Source organism: Acinetobacter soli, from assembly GCF_018139125.1.
Classification (GTDB): Bacteria; Pseudomonadota; Gammaproteobacteria; order Pseudomonadales; family Moraxellaceae; genus Acinetobacter; species Acinetobacter soli.
Genome location: NZ_CP073241.1, coordinates 927,429 through 950,459 on the forward strand (window position 1 = coordinate 927,429; position 23,031 = coordinate 950,459).

The window sequence follows — 23,031 nt, forward strand, 5'->3', positions numbered from 1 at the left end:
CTGAAGGAGCCGCCATGAATACGATTCCCCTTGTGCAACTCCAGAGTGATACATCCAACTTAATCCGTCATACCCAAACCACATGTCCATATTGTGGTGTTGGCTGTGGCGTGACCGCAACGGTTGAAGAAACCAAATCGGGTAAAAAAATCTCGGTGACTGGAGATGAAACACATCCTTCTAATTTTGGTCGCTTATGTATCAAAGGGAGTCGTTTGGCCGATACACTGGGTTTGGAAACACGTGTGTTACAACCTATGTCGGGGCGTGGTGCAGCCCGCCATGCCACCACATGGGAGCGTGCGACTGATGAAATTGCAAAACGCTTTCAAGCCTGTATCGATGAACACGGTAAAGACAGTGTGGCTTTCTATGTGTCGGGGCAACTCTTAACTGAAGACTACTATGTGGTGAATAAGTTTGTAAAAGGCTACTTGGGCACAGCCAATATCGATACCAACTCACGTTTATGTATGTCGTCGGCAGTAGCGGCGCATAAACGCAGTTTCGGTGAAGATCTGGTGCCTGCCAGTTATACCGATTTTGAGCAGACCGATCTGGTGGTACTGGTGGGTTCGAATACTGCATGGTGTCATCCGGTCTTGTACCAACGGATTATGCAAGCCAAAGCAGAGCGTGACCTTACAGTTGTGGTGATTGACCCACGTTATACTGCAACATGCGAGCAAGCAGACTTACATTTGCCGATATTACCGGGTCAGGATGTCACGTTATTTAATGGCCTATTACAGTATTTGCATCAACACGGTCACACCGATCATACTTTTGTAAATGCGCATACCGATCAGCTGCAATATGCGTTAGATGCTAGTCTGGCTCAGGCCAATTTAAACGACGTGGCAGAAAAGACCGGGATCTCAATCGACAAGCTCGAACAGTTTTATGCATTGTTTGCTCGCTTAGATAAAGTGATGACGCTGTTTTCTATGGGCGTGAATCAATCCTCACAAGGGGTGAATAAAGCCAATTCAATTATCAACTGTCATTTACTCACTGGAAAAATTGGTCGGCCGGGTGCTGCACCGTTTTCGATGACAGGGCAGCCAAATGCCATGGGCGGGCGTGAAGTCGGCGGTTTGGCCAATATGCTGGCCGCACATATGGAAATTGAACAGCCTTTACATCGGCAAATCACTCAGCGATTTTGGAATAGTCCATCTATTGCGACTCAGCCGGGATTAAAAGCGGTCGATTTATTTCAGGCAATTGAGCAAGGCAAAATTAAAGCCATCTGGATTATGGCCACTAATCCGGTAGTGAGTTTACCCAATGCTGATCAGGTCAAACGTGCTTTAGAAGCCTGTGAACTGGTTGTAGTATCGGATATCAGTGAATACACCGATACCACTGCTTATGCCGATTTTTTGTTGCCGGCACTCGGTTGGGGAGAAAAAGACGGAACAGTGACCAATTCTGAACGCCGTATTTCCAGACAGCGCGCCTTTCTAGATGCACCTGTACAGGCCAAAGCTGATTGGTGGGCCGTGAGTCAGGTCGCAAAAAAAATGCAGTTTGATGGGTTTGAATTTCAATCGGCTGCCGAAATTTTTGATGAGCATGCCCGGTTATCAGCCACAGCCAACTTAGTAACGAATATTCAAACTGAAAATAGTGTCTTTCGTTACTTTAATCTTTCTGGGTTAGTCGGTTTATCTACAAAAGCCTATAACGAGCTTAAACCGATCCAATGGCCAGTCTTGCATAATCCTAATGAGAATGACAAGGCAATCAATCAGCAGCAGTTATTCCAATCTGGGGTGTATAGCCATAGCAATCAAAAGGCGAAGTTTATTGCCACACCTGCTATGGATGCTGTGCATGCGCCATCTAAAGCGTTTCCGCTGATTTTAAATACAGGGCGTATTCGTGATCAGTGGCACACCATGACCCGTACAGCACTTTCTGCGCATTTAACGGCACATCGTGCAGAACCCTATTGTGAAATACATCCTCAAGATGCACTCAAGTACGGTGTACAGCATGACAGTCTGATTGAAGTGAAATCACAGTGGGGCAGTTGTGTATTGCGCTTGAGTGTTTCAGACAGTATTCGCCGTGGTCAGATTTTTGTTCCTATACATTGGAGCGAGCAACATGCTTCCGATGCACGTATTGGTAAGGTGGTCAATCCTGTGGTCGATGCGATTTCAGGAGAACCTGAGTTTAAACACACGCCTGTAATGTTGCAGCCATTTTATACGCATTGGCAAGGATGCTTGTTTGTACGTGAAGGTATGGAGCATCTTATGGCATCGCAGCTTCAACAGTTGGCATGGTGGACAAAGGTCAAAATGACCAAAGTGATTCGATACGAGATTGCGGATCGTTCCCGACTACAAGATATACAAAACAACTTAAAAGCATTTTTACCTTTTGATGATGCATCCTACGAATGGTTAAATTTAAGTGATCCGAGTACACAACTCTCGCACAGTGTGGTGTTAAAAGACGGTATATTGATTGCAAGCTTGTATATTGCGCCGTTAGAGATGTTACCCGACCGTGACTGGGTTGCAACGTTGTTTAAGCGTGAACGCCTCAGTGCATTGCATCGTAAAGCTTTACTTGCAGGCATGCCGATTAATGTGCGTAACAATGATGGCCCATTGGTCTGTAGTTGCTTTAAGGTAGGAAAAAACAAAATAGTGGATACCATCAAGGCGCAAAACATAGTGCATGAAAAACAAGTGACAGCATGCCTTAAAGCAGGCGGAAACTGTGGATCATGTTTACCCGAAATACGAGGTTTAATTAAAGCTTGTCAACAGGAGATCGATGCGTGAGCGTGAGCAAATATCCACAAACCGATTTGGTCATCTTGGCTGGTGGACAGGCCCGTCGTATGAACGGGGTCAATAAGTTATTACAAAACTTTGATGATCAGATTCAGTTGCTGAAAATTTATGAGCGCTTAAAGCACGATATACATCAGGTCTGGGTGAATAGCCATCGAGATGCCAGTTTGTATCGTCAGATTTTGCCACAAACGCGTAGTTATGAAGATCATCAGCATGGTTTTTTAGGACCAATGATGGGCATATACAGTGCTTGGAATCATGTGGCATCGGATTATGTGCTTTTTGTACCGTGTGACATTACCTACATTCCCAGCAAGGTTGTGTCTTTATTGCATCATGCTTTGAATCAAGATCCACGTGCGATGATGAGTTATGTGGCCATTAATGGCACAGCGCTATATCCATTTTGCCTGATGAAGCGATCAAGTGCATCGGTGCTTAAAAATCACCTTGAACAAAATCAATTGAGCATGAAAAGAGCCTTAACAGACTTACATGCGCAGGTGGCTTATTTTAGAAAACATCGCTTATTTTTTCATAGCATCAATTCATTAGACGAGTTACAACAATACCAGCAGCTGAATACGCTCAAGCAGAGCGAGTTTTAATCAAATCCCGCCGTAAATTCGCTTAAATGAATATATGTGAGTTTAGATAATCATTATTGCATTTATCCTGAAGCGAACAAAAAAATGCAAGACAGGTCTGATTTTTGTTAGTAAATTGGATTGTCACTGATGAGTAATGGTGCAAGGAAGCATATTTTGATCATTTTTTGAAATATTTTTGCTTTTTAAAATCAACATCATGAGTCATTATAGAATTATCAACGTGCAATAGCGCTGTGTAAGAGTCATCTCGAAGTTTTAATTATGAGTGCATACAATGAAGCATGAAACACAAGATATGATGACGCCATCTTTTGAAGATCAATATGGGCGTCATAAACGGAAACTACGTATTTCCGTTACAGATCGTTGTAACTTCAAATGCCTGTATTGTATGCCAGAACATCCAGAGTGGATCAAAAAGCATGACTTGCTAAGTTTTGAGGCACTTTTTGAGTTTTGTCGCTTTATGGTGCAAAACGGAATTGAAAATATTCGGATTACTGGCGGTGAACCACTGATGCGCCAAGGCGTAGTGCACTTTATACGTGATTTGCAATCGCTACGGGCAAAAGGTTTAAAGCGTATTTCGATCACCACCAATGCCCATTACTTAAAGAAATATGCATTAGATCTTAAACATGCAGGTTTAGATGATCTCAATATTAGTCTAGATAGTCTCGATCCAGAGCAATTTATGACGCTGACCAAAAAGCCAATTTTGCCTGTTTTAGAAGGTATCAAGGCAGCTCAAGCCGTAGGTTTGAAATTTAAGATTAATACCGTGCTCATGAAGGGTAAAAATGACGATCAAATTTTACCATTAGTTCAGTGGGCCAAATCGCAACATATTCCGCTCAGATTTATCGAGTTTATGCCACTTGATGGTGATCAGCACTGGTCGAACGCCGCTGTAGTGTCAGAGCAAGAGATTTTAGAGGTACTCTCTAAAACGTATTCAATTGAAGCGCTAGAGCAACACAGTGAGCCAGCACGGCTTTTTCGTTTAGATCAAAATTATGACGTGGGTGTCATCTCAACCATTACCCACTCTTTTTGCGGACAATGCGATCGAATTCGTTTAACAGCTCAAGGTGAGCTGTATAACTGCCTATTTGCGCCTAAGGGCATTGATCTCAAGCCATTACTAAACGAATTGGTTCAAGGATATGATCAAGATCGGACACTGACAGAACTCTATGATAAAACCTCGAGCTATATCTGGAATAAAGCCAAAGGCTTTCATAGCTTAAACACACACACACGAAAAATTACCATGCATATGATTGGAGGATAACAATGTCGGCCTTAAACGTCACGATTGAAGGTTATGGTGCCATACAAAGAAAAATACCCTCCCAGATCGTTTTGAATTATTCAGATACGGTGCTTGTTTCTGACGTTTTAAATGATATTACACATCAATATCCAGATGCGACACAGGCCATTGAGCGCTGTGCCTGTGCAATTGGTGAAGATATTATTTCGCGTCAAACCTACTTAAGCCAAAATTGTACTTTGGTCTTACTTTCACCAGTAGCAGGAGGCTGATATGAAAGAATTCCAACGCGTGCAGTCAGTTGACTTAACACTGGATAGTTTTGATCCGATATCCGATTTTCCTGCTTGTGGTGGTATTGGTATTTTTCAGGGAACGGTACGTAACCATCACAATGGTCGCGCTGTGAGTGGGCTGAAATATACCTCCTATACGCCTGTTGCAGAAAAAATGATTCGTCAGATTGAACAAGACATCATGAATAAGCACGGCGCTGCATATGTACGGGTTATTCATCGTATTGGGCAGCTAGATATCGGTGGAATGGCAATTATTGCCGTGGCCTATGCGCCGCATCGCCGTGAAGCATTTGCGGCCTGCGAAGAGGCGGTAGAGCGTGTAAAACATGAAGTGCCAATCTGGAAAGAAGAGTTTTATACCGATGGCAGCAGTCAATTTGTCGAAGGATGCTGTATCCGTAAAGATCATCATCATGATCAAATCGATCATTCACATCATCACGAACACCAGCACTAATTTAAAACGGGATTTTTAATGAAAAACGTAGGCATGAAACCGGAAAGTTATCGTATTGCCGAAGCTCAAGCTATTTTGTATGCACCACCACATTGTATTGAATTACTTCGTCAGGGAAATACCGAAAAAGGTGATGCACTAAAGACAGGACGCATTGCAGGTATATTGGCCGCAAAACGTACCGATGAGCTGATTCCGCTTTGCCATCCATTGCCTATTTATCGTGCCGAAGTCGATTACGAGTTACATGAAAACTTTGTTGAAATTCTAACCACGGTAGAAACCATTGGCCCAACAGGCGTAGAGATGGAGGCACTCACAGCCGCAAGTATTGCCGGTTTAACCCTGTACGATATGCTTAAACCGCACTGTGAGCCAGAAGACTTGGTGTTAGATCAGTGCAAGCTCTTAAAGAAAAAAGGCGGTAAATCGCATTTCAAGCGTACACTTCGCCAAGCTGTATCTGCGGCGGTAATTGTATTGTCTGATACTGTAGCCTCTGGCAAAAAACCAGATACTGCCGGTAAGTCTGTGGTTGAGAGTTTAACCGAAGCTGGCTTTACGCCTATTCATTACCAAATTTTGCCAGATGAGCCTGAACAGCTTAAAGAATTGGTTCTTGAGTTAACCAAATCCTATGCATGTGTTATTACAGTGGGCGGTACAGGAATAGGTAAGCGAGACATTACAGTCGACACCCTAGAGCCGTTACTTGAACGTAAGCTCGATGGCTTGATGGAAGCTGCACGTGCATTTGGTCAGCGCCGTACACCGTATGCAGCAATGTCGCGTGGGGTTGCAGGTTTTATCGATCGTTCATTGGTGATGACGTTTCCAGGTAGCCGTGGTGGTGCTTCCGAAACAATGGCTGCTTTATTGCCAGCGATTGTGCATATTTTTGATGTATGCCGTGATCTTCCACATCCGGGAGGTTATGAATAATGTCCGCATGTGGCCATGAAAAAGGTCTAATCAGTATCGATGAGGCAATTGATCATATTTTAAATACGGTCAAGCCACTTGGCACGGAAAACATTGAACTACAAAATAGCCTAAGTAGATATGTGGCACAGCCAATTCATTCGCCAGTGAATCTACCAAGTTTTGATCAAAGTGCTGTTGATGGATATGCGCTGTGTGCGATTGATATCATTGAAAAGAACCAATGCTTTGAACTTATAGGTGAAATACGCGCAGGGCAAAGCAGTGATCTGGTTTTGAAAGCAGGTCAGGCAACGCGTATTTTTACTGGCGGTAAACTTCCAGAGGGATGTACGACGATTGCACGTCAAGAGATTGTACATCGGCTCGATGAGCATCAAATCCAGATTACAGAATCACTTCAGGCCAATATCGACATCAGACGCCAAGGTGAAGAGTTGGCTTTGGGGCAGCAGGTTGCTAATAAAGATCAATATCTTAAGACCGGGCCTTTAGCCGCGTTGAGCATGGCGGGAGTTCAACAGGTTGATGTATATCGTCAGCCTAAAGTCGCCGTAGTAATTACAGGTGATGAAGTTGCTACTGAGCAAAATAGCCTAAGTAATGCACATGTCTATGATGCCAACGGACCGCTAATTAAGGCGTGGTTTCAAGAGCGACATATACAAGTTGAAATTTTACACATTCATGATGAAGCGAAGGCACTCAGTGAATTGTTTGCTCGACTTAAAAATCAGTATGATGTGATTGTTACGACAGGTGGTGTGTCTGTAGGGGACTATGATTTTGTTCGGCCCTGTGCTTTTGAGGTTGGATTTAAAGAAATCTTTTGGAAAGTCAAACAAAAACCCGGTAAACCGATCTTTTTTGCCAAATATCAACAAGATCAGCATGCATGTTATTTACTCGGGCTACCGGGCAATCCAGCCGCCGTGTACGTATGTATGCAAGTATATACGCGTCTGCTCATCGATGCGCTGCAAGGTCAAAATCAAAATATCGATTGGTTTGAGGTTAAGCTTGCACAACCGCTTAAAGCCGATAAGCGTGAGCGCTTTATGCGCATGAAACTTGAGCTTCATGCTGGTGAGCTAAGTGCTGCAAACCTTGCCAATCAACAGTCACATATGTTAAGTAACTTAATGGATGCGAACTGTCTGGTTCGCGTACCAGCGGATATAAGTCCAGAAGTGGGAACGCTCGTCTCTGCAATACGAATATAAGGTGCCAATCATGATAAAAAAAATCGCTGTATTTTCGCTTTTCTGTCTTGGTGCTTTACACGTTTCGGCAGGTGAGGTGAGAGTCTATGCGGCGGCAAGTTTGACTAATGCAGTGACTGATATTGCCAAGCTTTACAAACAGCAGCATCCATCAACCAATGTCGTGACTGTTTTTGGTGCATCATCGGCGCTAGCTAAACAAATCGAGAGTGGTGCAAAAGCAGATATTTATTTTTCTGCCGATACAGACTGGATGAAATATTTAGTTAAGACTCAGTTTATATCGTCAGGTAAGGTAAAAAATACACTTGGCAATCAGCTTGTGGCCATCACGCCGATGGATATGGATGTACCTTTTGGTCCCACCAAACAATTTAACTTTGCCAATGCATTTAAAGGCCATTTATGTACTGGTCAAATGGAATCTGTGCCTGTAGGCAAATACGCCAAACAAAGCTTGATGGCTTTAGGCTGGTATACACCTTTGCAAGGACGTATTGTTGGGACAGATGATGTACGTTCAGCTTTGGCCTTTGTTGAGCGCGGTGAATGCGATGTTGGAATTGTTTACCAAACCGATGCATTAATCAGTAAAAAAGTTAAGATTATTGGAACATTCCCATCAAAAACACACGATCCAATTGTTTATCCTGCAGCGCTCACCAAACAAGGTGAACGTAATCGAGAAGCGGCCCAATTTGAACATTTCATGCTCAAAAATGCCAAAGCAAAAGCCATTTTTACCCGTTACGGTTTTAGTGAGTTGAAATAGTCGTTCTACATGCTCACACCTGAAGAAATCTCTGCCTTATATTTATCTGCCAAAGTGGGCTTGTTTGCCACTTTGGTGAATCTTCCCTTTGCTATTTTTGTGGCGTGGATCTTAGCTCGATATGAATTTCGCCTAAAAGTTATACTCGAATCTCTTTTACAATTACCTATGATTTTACCACCCGTGGTATTGGGGTATTTACTGCTGATTTTGTTTGGTAACCGCGGCATTGTGGGGCAGTTTTTAAGTGAATGGGGGATTCAACTGGCATTTAACTGGAAAGGCGCAGTCATTGCCTCGATGGTGGTGGCTTTCCCACTGATGGTTCAACCGATTCGTTTGTCTTTTCAATTGATTAATCAGCAACTTGAACAAATTGCACAAACTTTAGGGGCAAGCCCTATTCAGGCTTTTTTTTCGATTAGTTTGCCGCTTGCCTTGCCTGGTGTACTTATTGGAAGTATTTTGTGTTTTAGTCGCAGTCTGGGGGAGTTTGGCGCCACTATTACCTTTGTGGGCAATATTCCAGATGAAACCCGCACTGTACCCATCGCAATTTATTCGTTATTACAACAACCGGATGGCGAAAGCATGGCAATGCGTTTAGTACTACTCTCCGTAGGTTTGGCGTTTGCTGCACTGGTGGCCAATCATCTTATTTTAAAACGTTATCAGCAAAGGTTGACGCCATGAATCTGCGCTGTCACTTTAATTACGTCCAGCGTGATTTTCAGCTTCATGTTGATTTAACACTAAGGCATAACTTACTCGGGATTCTAGGCCCATCTGGTTCTGGAAAAAGTACATTTTTAAAAAATATGGTGGGAGTTTTGAAGCCTCATGACGGTGAGATCACTTTCAATGAGCGTGTTTTGGTCAATACAGCCGAGCAGCAATTTGTACCTACGCACCAACGTCATATTGGACTGATTTTCCAACAGGCGCAGCTTTTCCCACATTTAAACGTAAGACAAAATCTTGAATATGCGTTGCGATTTAATAAGAATCGTCCGCAAAAATTCAGTTTTGAGCAGATTGTAAAGTTACTTAGCCTAGATGCATTGCTTAGCCGTAAAGCTTTACAGCTTTCTGGTGGGGAGGCACAGCGAGTCTCGATTGGGCGCGCTTTACTGGCTTCTCCAGAGCTTTTATTGCTTGATGAGCCACTCACAGGTTTGGATCGACACCTAAAAAATCAGCTTTTGCCTTTTTTGTTCGAGCTTAAGCAGCAATTAAATATTCCGATCATTTACGTTACACATCATCCAGAAGAGCTGGATTATCTCAATGCGCCCATTGTGACTATGGAACGGGGGATATTGCAGTACAGCGATACATAAGTCAGTCAATCAAATAATCATTCATATAAGTCGATTAAAGTTTTGATGCAAGTAAACCTGCTTGTAATACTTTAAATACATCGTAATGAACACATTGAGCGACATTAAATCTTAAAAATTGTTTGAATAAACCTGATGTGCTAAACGCTTCACCTAAAGCAAGAACGACACCTTGCTCTGTGCAATACTGTTGTAGTCGATGAAGATCAATATAAGCAGGTAACTCACACCATAGAAACATTCCTGCTTGTGGTTTTATCCATGGACGAATTTGCATTTGTTCAAGTGTATTTATCGATATGTCCATAGCATTTGCCAAGCGCGTATTCAACTGCTCAAGATGTTTACGGTATTTTCCATCTGTGAGCACCTTATACAAAACATGTGCTGAAAAATTATTATGACTGAAACTTGTGGCAATTTTGAGATCAATTAAATCATTAATCCACTCAGGTTTTGCCACAATATAGCCGCAGCGTAATGAAGCTGATAATGTTTTGGAAAAGCTGCCGATATAAATACTGTTTGTGAGCCCATCAAGTGCGCTAAAGCGAGGTGAGTGTTTATTTTCAAAATCTGAAAAAATATCGTCTTCAATTACAATCATATTCGCTTGTGTAATTAAAGAAACCAGTTGATGAACCGTCGCAGATGAAGGCATAGCGCCTGTAGGATTATGAATACCTGAATTCGTAATATATAACCGCGGTTGATGTTCTATGATGGCTTGCTGAAAGGCCTCAATATTTGGGCCACCTGTAGTATATGGAATACCGATGACTTTTGCTTGATGTACCTTTAGTAACGCCTTAAAGTTAAAATAACAAGGATCATCGACTAAAACGGTATCACCCGGTTTGAGTAAAAAACGACAAAGTAGATCAGTTGAATATGAACCTGAATCGGTCAGCAAAACTTGATCTGGACTTACAAATATACTTTTACTTTGCAAGCGTCTTGCCAATAATTCACGTAACAAATTAAACCCTAATGGCGAGGAGTAATTCATCAATTCAAAGGTCGATTCTTTAGAAACGTCACGGATTGCTTTTCTTAAAGCTTCATGAGGCATCCAGCTATCTGGGAGCCAGCCGCATCCCGGCTTTATTAATGATGGAGATGCTTCTAAGAGTTCGCGGGATAGCCGAAGTGGATCAAGGTGTTTAACCTGTATCGGCTCCATATTTGAAAGCTTTAAAGGTTCTAGTGGTGCGCTAACAAAAAATCCAGAGCCTGCACGAGACTCTATCTGGCCAGTAGATAACATCCGCTCATAAGCACAAACAATTGTAGATACAGAAAAATCAAGCTGTTTGGCCAGTTGTCGAACAGATGGTAGTCGCATACCTGGTGTGAGCCGGCGACTTTTAAGTTCAGAATCGATGTACCGTATTACGTGTTCAATTTTAGTCATGTCAAACCAATTACTGTATTGAATTTTAACCCAGTACAGTTTTTATAAATTGTACTGTACTGTATCTTTGTACCAACTTAACATAAGTTTATAAAAAGACATTCTATAAAATGCGATGTCATCATGAATTCTCAATTTTTAGCTTGGTTAAGTGGTTTAATCGGTGTTGTAATCTTTTCCGGATCTTTACCTGCAACACGTATTGCTGTAATGGATTTTAATCCTTGGTTTTTAACAGGAATTCGTGCTGTCATTGCGGGTATTGTTGCTATGGTCTTGTTAAAAATCTTAAAAGCCAAGCGACCATCAAAACGTGATTGCGGGAATTTAGTATATGTCGCAGTTGGTGTTGTTGTGGGATTTCCGTTATTTACAGCATTAGCACTGCAACATATCAGTGCGGCTTTTTCGATTGTATTTATAGGATTGCTTCCTTTAAGCACTGCCATATTCGCAGTCCTGCGTTCAAATGAGCGACCTCAACTGACATTTTGGCTGTTTTCATTATTTGGAAGCGGATTGGTTGTTTTATATATTTTGTTAGATATATCGCTGAATACGCAAAGCTTTTTTGGGATTTTATATATGCTTTGTGCAATTATACTATGCGGATTTGGATACGCTGAAGGGGCGAATCTAGCGAAAAAAATAGGGGGATGGCAGGTCATTTGCTGGGCGCTGGTTATTTCAATACCTGTAATGCTCATAGTAACGATCTATAATTATTCTAGTGAAATACTAGATAAATTGACTTTATCTGGTCTGGTAGCTGTTTTATACATCTCGATCTTCAGCATGCTGATCGGATTTTTCTTCTGGTACTATAGTTTATCAAAAGGCGGTATTGCAAGTGTAGGGCAATTGCAATTATTGCAACCCTTTATGGGCCTAGCACTTGCAGCGGTGATATTACATGAACCAATTAGTGCCAACATGCTTATTATCACAGCAGGCGTCATTTGTTGTGTGGCATCTGCCAAGAAATTTGCCTAATCGATTACAAGCAATTAGCAGGTTTTGGAATACCAGCCAAACGGCTTAAATGGCGTGCAACAAGACCTGTTTTGAATGCTTGCTGTAACACTGCATTATCAATATTGGCATCTACCGTTTTCATTAGATATTTGATCAGAGGACGCGTTGCAGGAGAGTGTCCGAACTGTTGATAAAACTGGCGGACTGCATTTAAAACGTTAAAGTGCCATTCAGTCAATTCAAGATCTAAAGAACAAGCAAGCTCTTGAGCCACGTCTTTATTCCAAATGGTGTAATCGACAAGATGTCCATCTTGATCAAGATCTAAGTGCATAAAATAGCCTAAGCGAAAATCAAATTATTTAAAAGATACACTACGTTTGAATTGCAAAACTAAGTCCGCAAATGCACTGTAATCTAGGGGAATTATAGCGGAACTAAGATCAGGATTTAAAAGAGTCCGTTCGTTGTTTAAACAGTAATACGACTGAAAAGAACGCATATTCTCGCTGGTGAGTGCCGACAATGCTTCGCCCATGATCACGATTTGATCACCTTCCACAAAGACCTGTTGTACTTTATTTAAAGCAGAAGCAGTCGATGCAAAAGAAGTTTGTATGAGGTAAATTGTGTTGTTCATCTTTGGAAATTACCAATATAAAACATAATCAAAGGATTGAATCAGGCTTGCATTGAATTCGACAAACTCGATGTCTTGTGAAGAATTTCTAACAAACGCATGTTGCTGATATTTTGATTCAACTAAAATGGGCGTTAAGTCATAAAATTCAAAACTTTCCAGCATACTTGAAGCGGGTTTAAAGGCATGAATGAGCTGATCAAAGCTTTGGTCTTCTTTTAACAGCGTTAGGGCTGCATCTTGAAGTAAAACGCTGATATTAGAGCCAAAAGTGGCTAAAACCATCGTCGCAGACAGGCTTTCGTTGACCTGTAACTGACTTAAATTAGACTGGGTTAAAATAACGAGTACAGATTTCACACAATATACCTTTTAAAAGCAACACTCTAGAAATAAAAAGCTGCTTAAAATTGAATTAGACGTGTAGAAGATTCTACGGCATCTGCAAGTTCACCTAAACCAACCAGTTCAAATCCCTGAGCCAAGTTGTAATGCGTGAGTTGATGGCGTTTAGCATTTTCTTCATCTGTAATTCCACGGTTTAGTGCAGCACTAACACAAACAGGGAGTCGTATTGAGAGCTTTTGCCATTCTTGAGTCAAACGACGCTGATCATCGGGCACCCATTGCAAATCGTTTGCAACATGAACAGCATCTTGATAAAAGAACACTCGGAACACTTCATTTTTGTCCTGAAGTGCCTGAACTAAACCAAGTGCATGCCATGCATGAACCGATGTCGGTGCAGCAGTAATTAAAACTAATGTACTCATTGAAATTTCACTGTAGCCATGCGTCTGATAACAGATGAGCTATTTACACACTATAAAAAGGTAAGTATACAATGATTTTAGTGACAGGTGGTTTAGGCTTTCTTGGGTCACACATTGCTTTGAGTCTTCTGGCTCAAGGTCAAGAGGTTATATTGGTCGATAACTTGGCCAATGCATCTTTACAAACATTAGAACGATTAGAATATATTTCCGGTATGTACGTGCCATTTGTGAAAGTGGACGTTCGCAACACACCCGCATTAAATAAAGTTTTTGAGCAATATTCCATTGATGCTGTCGTACACACCGCAGGTTTTAAGGCACTCGAAGAATCCAAGCTTAAACCGCTTGAGTATTATAATGACAATGTCAGTTGTATCATGAGTTTGTTGCGTTCTATGCAGCGTACAGGCGTAAGAAAACTGGTTCATCTCTCAAGCTTAGCGGTGTATGGCGCTTCTGGATTAAATCTTACAGAAGATACGTCTTTTAATACCACTTATCCCAATCCATATATTAAATCTCAGCAAATGATTGAAGAAATCATACGAGATACGTATAAAACTGATCATGAATGGAAAATCGCCATCTTGAGACTTTCCAATATTGCCGGTGCCTTTGAACATGGGGTACTCGGGGAAATGGTGCCTCAATTACCAAAAAATATTATTCCACTCGCGATGCAGGTTGCCGCCATGCAACGGGATTATCTGGAATTACAGCATCAGGCTCTTACCGATGATCAAACCGTAGAGCGAAGTTTTTTACATGTGCTCGATGCATGTGAAGCCGTACTTGCAAGTTTATACTGGCTCAACCATCAAGAGCATACGTGTGAAGCATTTAATATCGCACATGATCATGTGACTTCGATTCAATCTCTACTTGAGCAAATAAGTGCCATTACTCAAACTCAGATTAATACACACGATGCCATGTTTCCTATAGACGAATTGGCACAACTTGGTGCAGATATCAGCAAAGCTGAAAAAACATTGAACTGGAAACCGAAACGTACTCTACAGCAAATGCTTGAGCACCAATGGCAGTTCTATCAAAATACAATTAAAATGTAATAAAAATGATTCTTATTTACAAAGTGAGCTGGCTTTATTAGTATTTCATGACCAGCCAAGTAATCGTATCGGTTGCTCTAGCCCGTACTTGTCATTAATCATTATGGATAATAGAGGTTTTTATGCAAACTCGAATTGAACACGACACGATGGGTGAAGTCGAAGTCCCAAACGATGCAATGTGGGGAGCTCAAACGCAACGTAGTTTGCAAAACTTTAAAATTGGTCAAGAGCGTTTACCTCGTGCCATGATTCGTGCGATGGGTTTAGTGAAAAAATCTGCAGCCATCACCAATGCAAGCTTGGGCCAATTACCTCAACACTTATCTGCTTATATTGTTGATGCGGCAGATGATGTAATTGAAGGGAAGTGGGACTCACAATTTCCACTGGTGGTCTGGCAGACAGGATCTGGTACGCAAAGCAATATGAACTGCAACGAAGTGATTGCAAATATTGCCAATCAAAAATTGGGAAATGCATTAGGATCACAGTCACCTGTACATCCTAACGATCACGTCAACCGTGCTCAATCGACCAATGATTCGTTTCCAACCGCGATTCATGTGGCTGCAAGCCTTCAGATCAATGAATTACTTATTCCTGCAGTAACACGCCTAAAAGCGACGTTGCAACAAAAGTCTGATGAATTTAATGACATTGTTAAAATCGGACGCACTCATTTACAAGACGCAACCCCACTCACACTCGGGCAAGAGTTTTCTGGTTATGTTTCTCAGCTTGAGCATGGTTTGCATCGTCTAAAACAAGCACTGGAAGGCTTATACGAATTACCTTTAGGTGGAACGGCTGTAGGCACTGGCTTAAATGCTCATCCTGATTATGCAGTTCAGGCTGCTGCCGAGTTGGCCAAGCAAACAGGTTTACCTTTTGTCACTGCACCAAATAAATTTGAAGCACTCGCAGGGCGCGATGCGGCTGTATTTGCATCGGGCGCGCTTAAAACATTGGCAGTCAGTTTAAATAAAATTGCCAATGATGTTCGTTGGCTGGCGAGCGGTCCACGCTGTGGTTTTGGTGAAATTCGTATTCCAGAAAATGAACCAGGATCAAGTATCATGCCGGGTAAGGTTAATCCGACACAAAGTGAAGCCATGACGATGGTGGTTGCTCAGGTACTTGGTAATGACACCACGATCAATGTAGCAGGTGCATCTGGTAACTTTGAGCTGAACGTATTTATGCCAGTAATTGCATTTAACTTATTACAGTCTATTCAGCTTTTAGGCGATGCATGTAATAGCTTTAATGATCATTGTGCGGTGGGTATTGAGCCAAATCGAGATAAGATCGATCACTTCTTGCATAATTCATTGATGCTGGTCACTGCATTAAACCCTGTAATTGGATATGAGAATGCAGCGAAGGTCGCCAAAACTGCCTACAAAGAAAATAAAACCCTTAAACAAGTGGCAGTTGAACTTGAATTGGTGAGCGAACAACAGTTTGATGAAATTGTTCGTCCAGAAAAAATGGTTTCACCTAATGCAAAATAACTTGCAATTGCACTGAAATCACACATCAGCAGTTTTTATCTGACGAGCAAACACGTACAATGTGACATCCTGATAAAGACTGCTGATGAAATTTCCCATGCTTGACGTGTATTTAACAGATATTCAAAAAAATGTTCAATTTCGTGATTATCCGAGTGATCAACCTGTTAAATTTTTAATTAATCTAAAAAAAATATTTCCAAGTACCGCTGATTTACTACTTCCTGTATTACCCGAAGACAATAATCTTGAAAATGTTACATGGGAATCTACATCGAAAGATTTCACAACATTTAAGAAACTTGTAGAGGCATGGGGTGTAATCGAATTACGCCTTAATGCATTAACAGCATATAAAGATAAAGAATTTACCAATCAGGTGCTTAAACAAGCACAAACCAAACGTAAGCAAATGGGTGCCAGCCATACAAAACTAAGTATGGTCGAGCTGGACTACATTTTTATTCATGAAGTACACACTTTAATCGATGCAGAACTATCGGAGATTGGTGAAAAATTTTATTTACCAACATTACGCGAACTCTGGAAAGATGAAGTGAGCTCGAATGTTCTACTTGTAAAACTTTAATAGTTGAACAAAAAGTAAAAAATATATCGTATAAATTCAAATACCTTGTGCAGCGATCTGGCATAAATCATGCTATAAAAATAGTGGTTTTTCCATTTATTACCATTGCTGCAGCAAGGAATTTGAGCACATGACCAATCCAGTAATATCCTTACTTCAAAATCGTCGCACCATTTACGCTATTGGCAAAAATATTCAGCAAACGCCAGAACAATTAACTGAACTCATTCAAGAAGCAATACGCCAAAGCCCATCTTCATTTAATTCTCAGTCTTCTCGAGCAGTTATCTTATTTGATGCAGAACATGAAAAATTTTGGGGATTCGTCAAAGAAAAACTCAAAGAATACGCCACAGATGAAGCTGCAGCAGAAAAAACCAGCAAGAAAATGGATAGCTTTGCAGCAGGGGTGGGAACTATTTTATTTTTTGAAGATCAAAATGTCATTCAGGAGCTTCAAGAGAAATTTGCCTTGTATGCAGATAATTTTCCGGTTTGGTCCGAGCATTCGACTGCTATGGCGCAACTTGCAGTATGGACAGCACTTGCAGCTGAAAATGTGGGGGCATCTTTACAGCACTATAATCCTATCGTCGATGACAAAGTCCATGCTGAATGGGCTGTTCCATCGAGCTGGAAACTACGTGCACAATTGGTGTTTGGTTCAATTGAGGCACCAGCTGCCGAAAAGTCATATATTGACGATGAAACACGCTTTAAAATTTTCAAGTAACTGATCAAAATGATAAATCGAGATAGTTGAAATAATCTATACTCGATTTATCATTTAAAATAGCCTAAGCAAATAATGAAATAATTTCTTTTTTTAAAAACTCATATCTCAAATTATCAATCAATGCATCTGACCAATAAATACCAATCGTAAAAGTGGGCAATTCAAAAGGTATTGAATGGATTGTCAAATTGTTTGCGTAAGACAAATGGCTCAATACTGCACTTGGTAAAGTTAATATTGCATCGCGGTTATATTCTAAAATTTTGAGTGCTGTCGAATAATGCTGGCAACGTAAAAAAATTTCACGATGAATACCTTGCCGATGAAGATACACATCTTCAAGCAGTGTACCTGTACGGCGTGAAGATACCCCAATATGCAGACCGGATTGATAAATTTCAGCATTCATGACAGATTGTTGGCTGCAAATAACATAATGATCTTTCAGTAAAGCTTGAAAACCAATGCTGTCATGCGTTGGCGACTCTACATCGATAATAAAATCGAGCTGTTGATTTAATAGATCATTTTGAATGGTATTTCGATTGAGTTTGATACTACTAAACTCAATATTTTGATCGATCTGCTCAAAATGCTGAATGATTTTAGGCAAAACAAGTGGTTCAATCTCGTCATGGATAGCAATTCTTAATGTTTTAATGAGGCTCGGATCAAAACTCTTTTTTTGTTGGCTAATATTTTGAAAAAGAATCAGTGCGTTTTTAATGACAGGATAGATATGTTCTGCAAATGGTGTAGGTTGCATGCTATTGCCGTGACGTATAAATACCTCATCTTCAAGTTGAACTCTTAAACGCTGTAAAGCATGACTGGCAGCCGATTGACTAATGGATAAACTTTGCGCGGCTCTCGAAATACTTTTTTGTTCAAAAATTGCAACAAACAGTGGATATAAGTTGATATCAATGCGATGAAATAAGCTTAGATCTAGGTAGTGTTGCGCAGTATCAAACTTATGAATTTCATTCATAGTGAAGTATTTAATAAAATCATTTCATGCATAATAAATTTACGTTTATGGTGAGTAAAGGATAAACACAACGAATTAGGAATAAAAATGTTTAAACTTTCAGAGCGTGCTCAAGATTTTGTGAATAGAACACGAGACTTCATTCATAACGAAATAGAACCGATTGAATTAAAGTTTTGGGATGATGTACATCAAATGAATCCCAACGGCGACTGGACGACTTGGGTTTGGCCAGAGCAGCTTGAAGTATTGAAAGCCAAAGCCAGAGCGGCGGGTTTATGGAATCTTTTCTTACCCGACAGTGAGCTTGGCGCAGGGCTATCTGTTCAGGAGTATGCACACATAGCAGAGTTAACAGGTAGAAGCCTTTTGGCACCGATTGTATTTAACTGTAGTGCACCAGATACCGGCAACATGGAGTTGCTATGGCGCTATGGTACTGAGCAGCAAAAAAATGATTGGCTCATGCCGCTTTTAAACGGCAAAATTCGTTCCGTTTTTTGTATGACTGAACCTGATGTTGCTTCAAGTGATGCAACTAATATGCAAGCAACCGCGGTGATTGAAGGTAATGAAATTGTACTCAATGGCCGAAAGTGGTGGTCATCGGGTTTGGGTGATCCAAATGCAAAACTCATCATTTTTATGGCACATACGCCTGATACCAGTAAAGATCGACATCATCAGCATTCGATGGTGCTGGTACCGCTTGATACACCCGGTGTCAAAATCCAGCGAATGTTGTCTGTTTTTGGGGAGTATGATGCACCGCATGGTCATGGAGAAGTTATTTTTGATCAGGTGCGAGTCCCTATAGAAAATTTTATCGGCGGTGCAGGTCAAGGTTTTGAAATTGTACAAGGGCGATTAGGCCCCGGGCGTATTCACCATTGTATGCGATGCATTGGAGCCGCAGAAAAGTCACTCGAGTTAATGATTGATCGAGGTATGTCACGTAAGGCATTTGGTAAAGAGTTGCTCAAACTGGGCGGAAATCTCGAACGCGTCGCAGAGGCACGCGTTGCGATTGATCAAGCACGCTTACTTACCTTATATGCTGCATTCAAAATGGATACTTATGGAACTTTGGCTGCACTCACAGAAATTTCAGCCATCAAGCTGGTTGCACCCAATGTACTAGAAAAAGTGGTAGATATGGCCATCCAGATCCATGGCGGAGCTGGGCTTTCACGCGATACCATGCTATCTGCCTTTTTTATTCATGCACGAAGTCTAAGATTGGCCGATGGGCCAGATGAGGTGCATAAAGGCATGATTGCTCGGTTAGAGCTTGCGAAACGTGGCTATAGCCGGTCGAAACCTTCACAATAAAAAATAAGGAAAATTTATGTCAGTTATTGATTTGGGTGGTTCGGTTCAAGAGGGAGAAGAGTTAGACATCCATGCGGTTGAATCATGGTTAAAACAGCAAGGAATCGTACTTGAAGGACAGGTAGAGCTGACACAATACACGGGCGGCGCATCCAACTGGACCTATCGGCTGAAATATCATAATGTGGATCTGATCTTACGGCGCCCACCCAACGGTACTAAAGCGAAATCTGCTCATGATATGGCACGAGAATTTTTTGTACAAAAACACTTGGCAGCCTGTTATCCAGTAGTGCCTGAGATGATTGCATTGTGCCAAGATCCGCATGTGATCGGTTGTGACTTTTATGTGATGCGGCGTATCGAAGGAATTATACCTCGTGCAAAACTTCCGCCGGAACTTCAATTAAATGAAGAACAAATCAATCAACTCTGTCGAAATGTACTGGATCGATTAATTGAACTTCACCAAGTACCTTATGAAGCGACTGAGTTAAAAGATCTGGGCAAAGGTGAAGGCTATTGCCAGCGGCAGGTCGAGGGATGGGATAAACGTTATGAAAAAGCAAGAACCATCAATGTACCATCGTTTGGATATGTTCGACAATGGCTAAAAGACAACACACCTAGAGAATCAAAAATTTGCATTATTCATAATGACTGGCGATTTGATAATGTGATCCTTGATCCTGAGTCACCAACAAATGTGATAGGCGTACTCGATTGGGAAATGGCAACGCTGGGTGATCCACTCATGGATTTGGGAAATGCGTTGGCTTACTGGGTAGAAGAAACAGACAACATGATTTTCAAATCGACTCGTCGTCAGCCCACACATTTAAAAGGAATGTTCACTCGCAAACAAGTGGTGGACTATTACATGCGTCAGACCGGTTTAGATACAACGAACTGGACGTTTTATGAGGTATTTGGTGTTTTTCGCCTGGCTGTGATTGCACAGCAAATTTATTACCGATATTTTCATAAACAAACAAAAAATCAGGCTTTTAAGGATTTCTGGATTGTGATTCACGCACTTCATATCCGTGCTTTAAAATTAATTGCTGCCGAAAAGTTCAAACACAGCAAGATCAACACCAAATATCTTCACAAAGTTCAAGGAATCTTAAAGAAATGACCACAATTTATCTGGTTCGTCATGGTCAGGCTTCCTTTGGTAAAGCAAATTATGATGAGTTATCTCCTACAGGACAGTCTCAAGCGGAATTACTGGGTCAGTATTTCAAACAAATTTTAAGTGAAGCGCCTTATGTGGTGGCAGGTACAATGAAACGCCATATGCAAACGGCGCAAGGTGCGCTCAAGCAGTGTTTTCCTGAAGCGAATATTCATATCCATGCGGGCTGGAATGAGTTTAATCATCAACAAGTATTTGCAAATTACGACCCACGCTTTAAACAACCTGAATTACTTAAACAAGAGGTCACCAAAGCATCTAATCCGAGAGACTATCTAGGGCAAATTTTTGAAAATGCAGTTTCCAGATGGACAGATGGCGCGTTTCATCACGAGTACGAAGAATCGTGGCCAGATTTCAAATCTCGAGTTGAAACAACTTTAGCGCAACTATGTAATGAGCTTTCAGCTTTAAAGCCCAGATATGCTGTCGTATTCACCTCTGGGGGTGTGGTATCAGTTGCTGCTGGAAAAATTCTCGAACTCAATCCCAGCCGGACTTTTGCACTGAATTGGGCCATTACCAATGCCAGCATAACAACCTTAAGACTAGTAGGGAATGAACCACAACTTTTAAGTCTCAATGAGCATCATTTTATAAAAGCAAAAAATCGTGACTTACTCACATGGATATAAAGGATACTTTTTAAATGGCAAAAACAATACTGATTACAGGTGCAAGTTCAGGTTTAGGCGCAGGCATGGCGCGAGAGTTTGCAAAAAAAGGGTATAACCTTGCGATTTGCGCACGGCGGCTTGAGCGACTCGATGTATTAAAAGCAGAGTTGGAGGCACAATACGGTATTATCGTAAAAACTCGATCACTCGATGTAACCGACTACCAGCAGGTATTTGAAGTCTTTAAAGCTTTTCAGGATGAATTTGGTCATTTGGAGCGAATTATTGTAAATGCAGGTGTAGGAGAAGGACGTCGTATAGGAAAAGGGCATTTTGAAGTCAATCGTGCCACAGCAGAAACCAATTTCATTTCAGCTTTGGCACAATGCGAGGCTGCAGTTGAAATTTTTAGGCAGCAAAATGCAGGACACTTGGTGGTGATTTCATCGGTCAGTGCCATTCGAGGGCTCCCGAAGCATCTTTCTGCTTATGCTGCCAGTAAGGCAGGTATTGCACATTTAGCAGAAGGTATTCGAGCCGAGTTAATTGATACGCCTATTAAGGTTTCGACCATATTCCCGGGATATATTCGAACAGAGCTGAATGAAGGCGCAAAACATTTACCATTTGAGGTTGATGAAGCAACTGGCTCACGCCTTTTAGTAAAGGCCATCGAAAAAGAACCGGTTAAAGCCTACGTACCGGAGTGGCCATGGCGACCAATTGCATTGGCTATGAAAGTATTACCGCTTAGAGTGGTAAATAAACTGAGTGGATAAATGCAAATACAAAAAGATCGCGCTGCTCATTGAATGCAACGCGATCGGTAGTTGATGAGTTTAATGAAATAATTTTCTGTATTGAATAAAGCCAGAATTGTCTGCGATTCGATCATAGAGCATTCGAGCTTGATAATTAGTTTCTTGCGTGAGCCAGTAAACGCGTGAGCATTTCTTTTCTTCTGCAATCTTATACACTTCTTCGATGAGTTTACGACCAATACCTGAAGCTCGTTGTGCAGGATCGACAAATAGATCTTGTAAGTAACAGTAATTGCCTTCTGACCATGTACTACGATGAAAAATATAATGTACAAATCCAATGATCTTTTGTGATTCATCTTCAATCACTAAACAGTACACCGGTTCTTGTTCTGAAAGAAAACGTGAGAAGGTACTGCGTGTCACTTGATCATCAATCGATGATTGATAAAATTCTTGATAACCTTTCCAAAGAGTCAACCAAGCCTCAAAATCATTGGCTTCAATAAACCGAATTGTCATTTTAAAGTTACTCACTTTCTTGTATTAACGTATTGATGCTATTTAACTTTATCTTATTTTTCTTGAATTAAGATTAATTTATATAAAGTATTAATTTGATACACTTGAAGTCTGCTAAGAAAATCTAGTTCTTTTAAGTTGCTGTATAGAA

General features: G+C 41.1%; 26 protein-coding genes. 19 read left to right on the forward strand and 7 right to left on the reverse strand.

Going from position 1 to position 23,031, the window contains the following annotated elements:
- Nucleotides 1–14: 14 nt before the first annotated feature.
- From KCV09_RS04175 to KCV09_RS04220, 10 genes are all read left to right on the forward strand, one after another.
- Nucleotides 15–2,804: a nitrate reductase gene (locus KCV09_RS04175; protein WP_151815113.1), complete on the forward strand. Its 2,790-nt coding sequence runs from the start codon at nucleotides 15–17 to the stop codon at nucleotides 2,802–2,804.
- A 59-nt stretch (nucleotides 2,805–2,863) separates the two neighbouring features.
- Nucleotides 2,864–3,427: a molybdenum cofactor guanylyltransferase gene (gene mobA / locus KCV09_RS04180; RefSeq protein WP_252718010.1), complete on the forward strand. Its 564-nt coding sequence runs from the start codon at nucleotides 2,864–2,866 to the stop codon at nucleotides 3,425–3,427.
- Nucleotides 3,428–3,704: 277 nt separating this feature from the next.
- Nucleotides 3,705–4,724: a GTP 3',8-cyclase MoaA gene (gene moaA / locus KCV09_RS04185; RefSeq protein WP_151752762.1), complete on the forward strand. Its 1,020-nt coding sequence runs from the start codon at nucleotides 3,705–3,707 to the stop codon at nucleotides 4,722–4,724.
- Nucleotides 4,725–4,726: 2 nt separating this feature from the next.
- Entirely contained in the window at nucleotides 4,727–4,978 is a 252-nt protein-coding gene (locus KCV09_RS04190; protein ID WP_004937383.1) for a MoaD/ThiS family protein, read from the forward strand.
- A 1-nt stretch (nucleotide 4,979) separates the two neighbouring features.
- Nucleotides 4,980–5,462, forward strand: coding sequence for a molybdenum cofactor biosynthesis protein MoaE (locus KCV09_RS04195; RefSeq protein ID WP_004937386.1), 483 nt, complete (start codon nucleotides 4,980–4,982; stop codon nucleotides 5,460–5,462).
- Between the two features lie 18 nt (nucleotides 5,463–5,480).
- Nucleotides 5,481–6,404 (forward strand): bifunctional molybdenum cofactor biosynthesis protein MoaC/MoaB, encoded by a 924-nt coding sequence (moaCB, locus tag KCV09_RS04200; RefSeq protein WP_004937388.1) that lies wholly within the window; start codon nucleotides 5,481–5,483, stop codon nucleotides 6,402–6,404.
- Nucleotides 6,404–7,627 (forward strand): molybdopterin molybdotransferase MoeA, encoded by a 1,224-nt coding sequence (locus tag KCV09_RS04205; protein WP_212515585.1) that lies wholly within the window; start codon nucleotides 6,404–6,406, stop codon nucleotides 7,625–7,627. The genes moaCB and KCV09_RS04205 overlap by 1 nt, the downstream gene beginning before the upstream one ends.
- 10 nt (nucleotides 7,628–7,637) lie before the next feature.
- Nucleotides 7,638–8,399, forward strand: coding sequence for a molybdate ABC transporter substrate-binding protein (modA, locus tag KCV09_RS04210; RefSeq protein ID WP_004937394.1), 762 nt, complete (start codon nucleotides 7,638–7,640; stop codon nucleotides 8,397–8,399).
- Nucleotides 8,400–8,408: 9 nt separating this feature from the next.
- Nucleotides 8,409–9,092 carry a molybdate ABC transporter permease subunit gene (modB, locus tag KCV09_RS04215; RefSeq protein WP_004937396.1) on the forward strand — a complete coding sequence of 228 codons (684 nt, stop codon included), beginning with the start codon at nucleotides 8,409–8,411 and terminating at the stop codon, nucleotides 9,090–9,092.
- Complete coding sequence (locus tag KCV09_RS04220) at nucleotides 9,089–9,739, forward strand: ATP-binding cassette domain-containing protein (protein WP_212515586.1); 651 nt, start codon at nucleotides 9,089–9,091, stop codon at nucleotides 9,737–9,739. Before modB ends, KCV09_RS04220 begins: the two co-directional genes overlap by 4 nt.
- A 34-nt stretch (nucleotides 9,740–9,773) precedes the next feature.
- On the opposite strand, the gene KCV09_RS04225 is transcribed toward KCV09_RS04220, so the two are convergent.
- Entirely contained in the window at nucleotides 9,774–11,153 is a 1,380-nt protein-coding gene (locus KCV09_RS04225) for an aminotransferase-like domain-containing protein (RefSeq protein WP_119025709.1), read from the reverse strand.
- A 123-nt stretch (nucleotides 11,154–11,276) separates the two neighbouring features.
- On the opposite strand from KCV09_RS04225, the gene KCV09_RS04230 reads away from it, so the two are divergent.
- On the forward strand, nucleotides 11,277–12,146 hold the full coding sequence (locus KCV09_RS04230) for a DMT family transporter (RefSeq protein WP_212515587.1): 870 nt from the start codon (nucleotides 11,277–11,279) through the stop codon (nucleotides 12,144–12,146).
- A gap of 4 nt (nucleotides 12,147–12,150) precedes the next feature.
- On the opposite strand, the gene KCV09_RS04235 is transcribed toward KCV09_RS04230, so the two are convergent.
- From KCV09_RS04235 to tusD, 4 genes are read right to left on the reverse strand one after another with little or no spacing between them, the layout of a single operon-like run.
- On the reverse strand, nucleotides 12,151–12,462 hold the full coding sequence (locus tag KCV09_RS04235) for a TusE/DsrC/DsvC family sulfur relay protein (protein WP_151815856.1): 312 nt from the start codon (nucleotides 12,460–12,462) through the stop codon (nucleotides 12,151–12,153).
- A gap of 24 nt (nucleotides 12,463–12,486) precedes the next feature.
- Nucleotides 12,487–12,768, reverse strand: coding sequence for a lipoprotein (locus KCV09_RS04240; protein WP_048764349.1), 282 nt, complete (start codon nucleotides 12,766–12,768; stop codon nucleotides 12,487–12,489).
- A 9-nt stretch (nucleotides 12,769–12,777) separates the two neighbouring features.
- A complete protein-coding gene (locus KCV09_RS04245; RefSeq protein WP_004937411.1) occupies nucleotides 12,778–13,128 on the reverse strand; it encodes a hypothetical protein in 351 nt (116 codons plus the stop codon).
- A gap of 44 nt (nucleotides 13,129–13,172) precedes the next feature.
- Nucleotides 13,173–13,541, reverse strand: a complete 369-nt coding sequence (gene tusD / locus KCV09_RS04250) for a sulfurtransferase complex subunit TusD (protein ID WP_004937417.1) — start codon at nucleotides 13,539–13,541, stop codon at nucleotides 13,173–13,175.
- Nucleotides 13,542–13,612: 71 nt separating this feature from the next.
- Here tusD and KCV09_RS04255 point away from each other — a divergent pair, with 71 nt between their 5' ends.
- The 4 genes from KCV09_RS04255 to KCV09_RS04270 all read left to right on the forward strand — a co-directional run bounded on the left by KCV09_RS04255 (nucleotide 13,613) and on the right by KCV09_RS04270 (nucleotide 17,456).
- On the forward strand, nucleotides 13,613–14,617 hold the full coding sequence (locus tag KCV09_RS04255; protein ID WP_212515588.1) for an SDR family NAD(P)-dependent oxidoreductase: 1,005 nt from the start codon (nucleotides 13,613–13,615) through the stop codon (nucleotides 14,615–14,617).
- 122 nt (nucleotides 14,618–14,739) lie between these two features.
- Entirely contained in the window at nucleotides 14,740–16,134 is a 1,395-nt protein-coding gene (gene fumC, locus KCV09_RS04260) for a class II fumarate hydratase (protein ID WP_212515589.1), read from the forward strand.
- 97 nt (nucleotides 16,135–16,231) lie between these two features.
- Nucleotides 16,232–16,723, forward strand: coding sequence for a hypothetical protein (locus tag KCV09_RS04265; RefSeq protein WP_149929958.1), 492 nt, complete (start codon nucleotides 16,232–16,234; stop codon nucleotides 16,721–16,723).
- A gap of 130 nt (nucleotides 16,724–16,853) precedes the next feature.
- Nucleotides 16,854–17,456 (forward strand): nitroreductase family protein, encoded by a 603-nt coding sequence (locus tag KCV09_RS04270; RefSeq protein ID WP_004937430.1) that lies wholly within the window; start codon nucleotides 16,854–16,856, stop codon nucleotides 17,454–17,456.
- Between the two features lie 64 nt (nucleotides 17,457–17,520).
- Here the strand turns inward: KCV09_RS04270 and KCV09_RS04275 are convergent, their stop codons facing one another.
- The gene (locus KCV09_RS04275) at nucleotides 17,521–18,450 is read right to left on the reverse strand and encodes a LysR family transcriptional regulator (protein ID WP_212515590.1); all 930 of its coding nucleotides are present in this window, start codon (nucleotides 18,448–18,450) and stop codon (nucleotides 17,521–17,523) included.
- Nucleotides 18,451–18,537: 87 nt separating this feature from the next.
- Here KCV09_RS04275 and KCV09_RS04280 point away from each other — a divergent pair, with 87 nt between their 5' ends.
- Genes KCV09_RS04280 through KCV09_RS04295 form a run of 4 tightly spaced genes read left to right on the forward strand, consistent with a single transcriptional unit; the run spans nucleotide 18,538 to nucleotide 22,376 of the window.
- Nucleotides 18,538–19,782 carry an acyl-CoA dehydrogenase family protein gene (locus KCV09_RS04280; protein ID WP_212515591.1) on the forward strand — a complete coding sequence of 415 codons (1,245 nt, stop codon included), beginning with the start codon at nucleotides 18,538–18,540 and terminating at the stop codon, nucleotides 19,780–19,782.
- Nucleotides 19,783–19,798: 16 nt separating this feature from the next.
- The gene (locus KCV09_RS04285) at nucleotides 19,799–20,920 is read left to right on the forward strand and encodes a phosphotransferase family protein (RefSeq protein ID WP_212515592.1); all 1,122 of its coding nucleotides are present in this window, start codon (nucleotides 19,799–19,801) and stop codon (nucleotides 20,918–20,920) included.
- The gene (locus tag KCV09_RS04290; RefSeq protein WP_212515593.1) at nucleotides 20,917–21,615 is read left to right on the forward strand and encodes a histidine phosphatase family protein; all 699 of its coding nucleotides are present in this window, start codon (nucleotides 20,917–20,919) and stop codon (nucleotides 21,613–21,615) included. Before KCV09_RS04285 ends, KCV09_RS04290 begins: the two co-directional genes overlap by 4 nt.
- Before the next feature lie 14 nt (nucleotides 21,616–21,629).
- Nucleotides 21,630–22,376 (forward strand): SDR family oxidoreductase, encoded by a 747-nt coding sequence (locus KCV09_RS04295; protein WP_111812651.1) that lies wholly within the window; start codon nucleotides 21,630–21,632, stop codon nucleotides 22,374–22,376.
- Between the two features lie 60 nt (nucleotides 22,377–22,436).
- Here the strand turns inward: KCV09_RS04295 and KCV09_RS04300 are convergent, their stop codons facing one another.
- Complete coding sequence (locus KCV09_RS04300; protein WP_119025700.1) at nucleotides 22,437–22,880, reverse strand: GNAT family N-acetyltransferase; 444 nt, start codon at nucleotides 22,878–22,880, stop codon at nucleotides 22,437–22,439.
- Nucleotides 22,881–23,031: the final 151 nt, after the last annotated feature.

Excerpts from the sequence above, each read along its gene's own strand:
- KCV09_RS04175 (WP_151815113.1), top strand. The coding sequence starts at position 15 with ATGAATACGATTCCCCTTGTGCAACTCCAGAGTGATACATCCAACTTA.
- mobA (WP_252718010.1), top strand. The coding sequence starts at position 2,864 with ATGAACGGGGTCAATAAGTTATTACAAAACTTTGATGATCAGATTCAG.
- moaA (WP_151752762.1), top strand. The coding sequence starts at position 3,705 with ATGAAGCATGAAACACAAGATATGATGACGCCATCTTTTGAAGATCAA.
- KCV09_RS04190 (WP_004937383.1), top strand. The coding sequence starts at position 4,727 with ATGTCGGCCTTAAACGTCACGATTGAAGGTTATGGTGCCATACAAAGA.
- KCV09_RS04195 (WP_004937386.1), top strand. The coding sequence starts at position 4,980 with ATGAAAGAATTCCAACGCGTGCAGTCAGTTGACTTAACACTGGATAGT.
- moaCB (WP_004937388.1), top strand. The coding sequence starts at position 5,481 with ATGAAAAACGTAGGCATGAAACCGGAAAGTTATCGTATTGCCGAAGCT.
- KCV09_RS04205 (WP_212515585.1), top strand. The coding sequence starts at position 6,404 with ATGTCCGCATGTGGCCATGAAAAAGGTCTAATCAGTATCGATGAGGCA.
- modA (WP_004937394.1), top strand. The coding sequence starts at position 7,638 with ATGATAAAAAAAATCGCTGTATTTTCGCTTTTCTGTCTTGGTGCTTTA.
- modB (WP_004937396.1), top strand. The coding sequence starts at position 8,409 with ATGCTCACACCTGAAGAAATCTCTGCCTTATATTTATCTGCCAAAGTG.
- KCV09_RS04220 (WP_212515586.1), top strand. The coding sequence starts at position 9,089 with ATGAATCTGCGCTGTCACTTTAATTACGTCCAGCGTGATTTTCAGCTT.
- KCV09_RS04225 (WP_119025709.1), bottom strand. The coding sequence starts at position 11,153 with ATGACTAAAATTGAACACGTAATACGGTACATCGATTCTGAACTTAAA.
- KCV09_RS04230 (WP_212515587.1), top strand. The coding sequence starts at position 11,277 with ATGAATTCTCAATTTTTAGCTTGGTTAAGTGGTTTAATCGGTGTTGTA.
- KCV09_RS04235 (WP_151815856.1), bottom strand. The coding sequence starts at position 12,462 with ATGCACTTAGATCTTGATCAAGATGGACATCTTGTCGATTACACCATT.
- KCV09_RS04240 (WP_048764349.1), bottom strand. The coding sequence starts at position 12,768 with ATGAACAACACAATTTACCTCATACAAACTTCTTTTGCATCGACTGCT.
- tusD (WP_004937417.1), bottom strand. The coding sequence starts at position 13,541 with ATGAGTACATTAGTTTTAATTACTGCTGCACCGACATCGGTTCATGCA.
- KCV09_RS04255 (WP_212515588.1), top strand. The coding sequence starts at position 13,613 with ATGATTTTAGTGACAGGTGGTTTAGGCTTTCTTGGGTCACACATTGCT.
- fumC (WP_212515589.1), top strand. The coding sequence starts at position 14,740 with ATGCAAACTCGAATTGAACACGACACGATGGGTGAAGTCGAAGTCCCA.
- KCV09_RS04265 (WP_149929958.1), top strand. The coding sequence starts at position 16,232 with ATGCTTGACGTGTATTTAACAGATATTCAAAAAAATGTTCAATTTCGT.
- KCV09_RS04270 (WP_004937430.1), top strand. The coding sequence starts at position 16,854 with ATGACCAATCCAGTAATATCCTTACTTCAAAATCGTCGCACCATTTAC.
- KCV09_RS04275 (WP_212515590.1), bottom strand. The coding sequence starts at position 18,450 with ATGAATGAAATTCATAAGTTTGATACTGCGCAACACTACCTAGATCTA.
- KCV09_RS04280 (WP_212515591.1), top strand. The coding sequence starts at position 18,538 with ATGTTTAAACTTTCAGAGCGTGCTCAAGATTTTGTGAATAGAACACGA.
- KCV09_RS04285 (WP_212515592.1), top strand. The coding sequence starts at position 19,799 with ATGTCAGTTATTGATTTGGGTGGTTCGGTTCAAGAGGGAGAAGAGTTA.
- KCV09_RS04290 (WP_212515593.1), top strand. The coding sequence starts at position 20,917 with ATGACCACAATTTATCTGGTTCGTCATGGTCAGGCTTCCTTTGGTAAA.
- KCV09_RS04295 (WP_111812651.1), top strand. The coding sequence starts at position 21,630 with ATGGCAAAAACAATACTGATTACAGGTGCAAGTTCAGGTTTAGGCGCA.
- KCV09_RS04300 (WP_119025700.1), bottom strand. The coding sequence starts at position 22,880 with ATGACAATTCGGTTTATTGAAGCCAATGATTTTGAGGCTTGGTTGACT.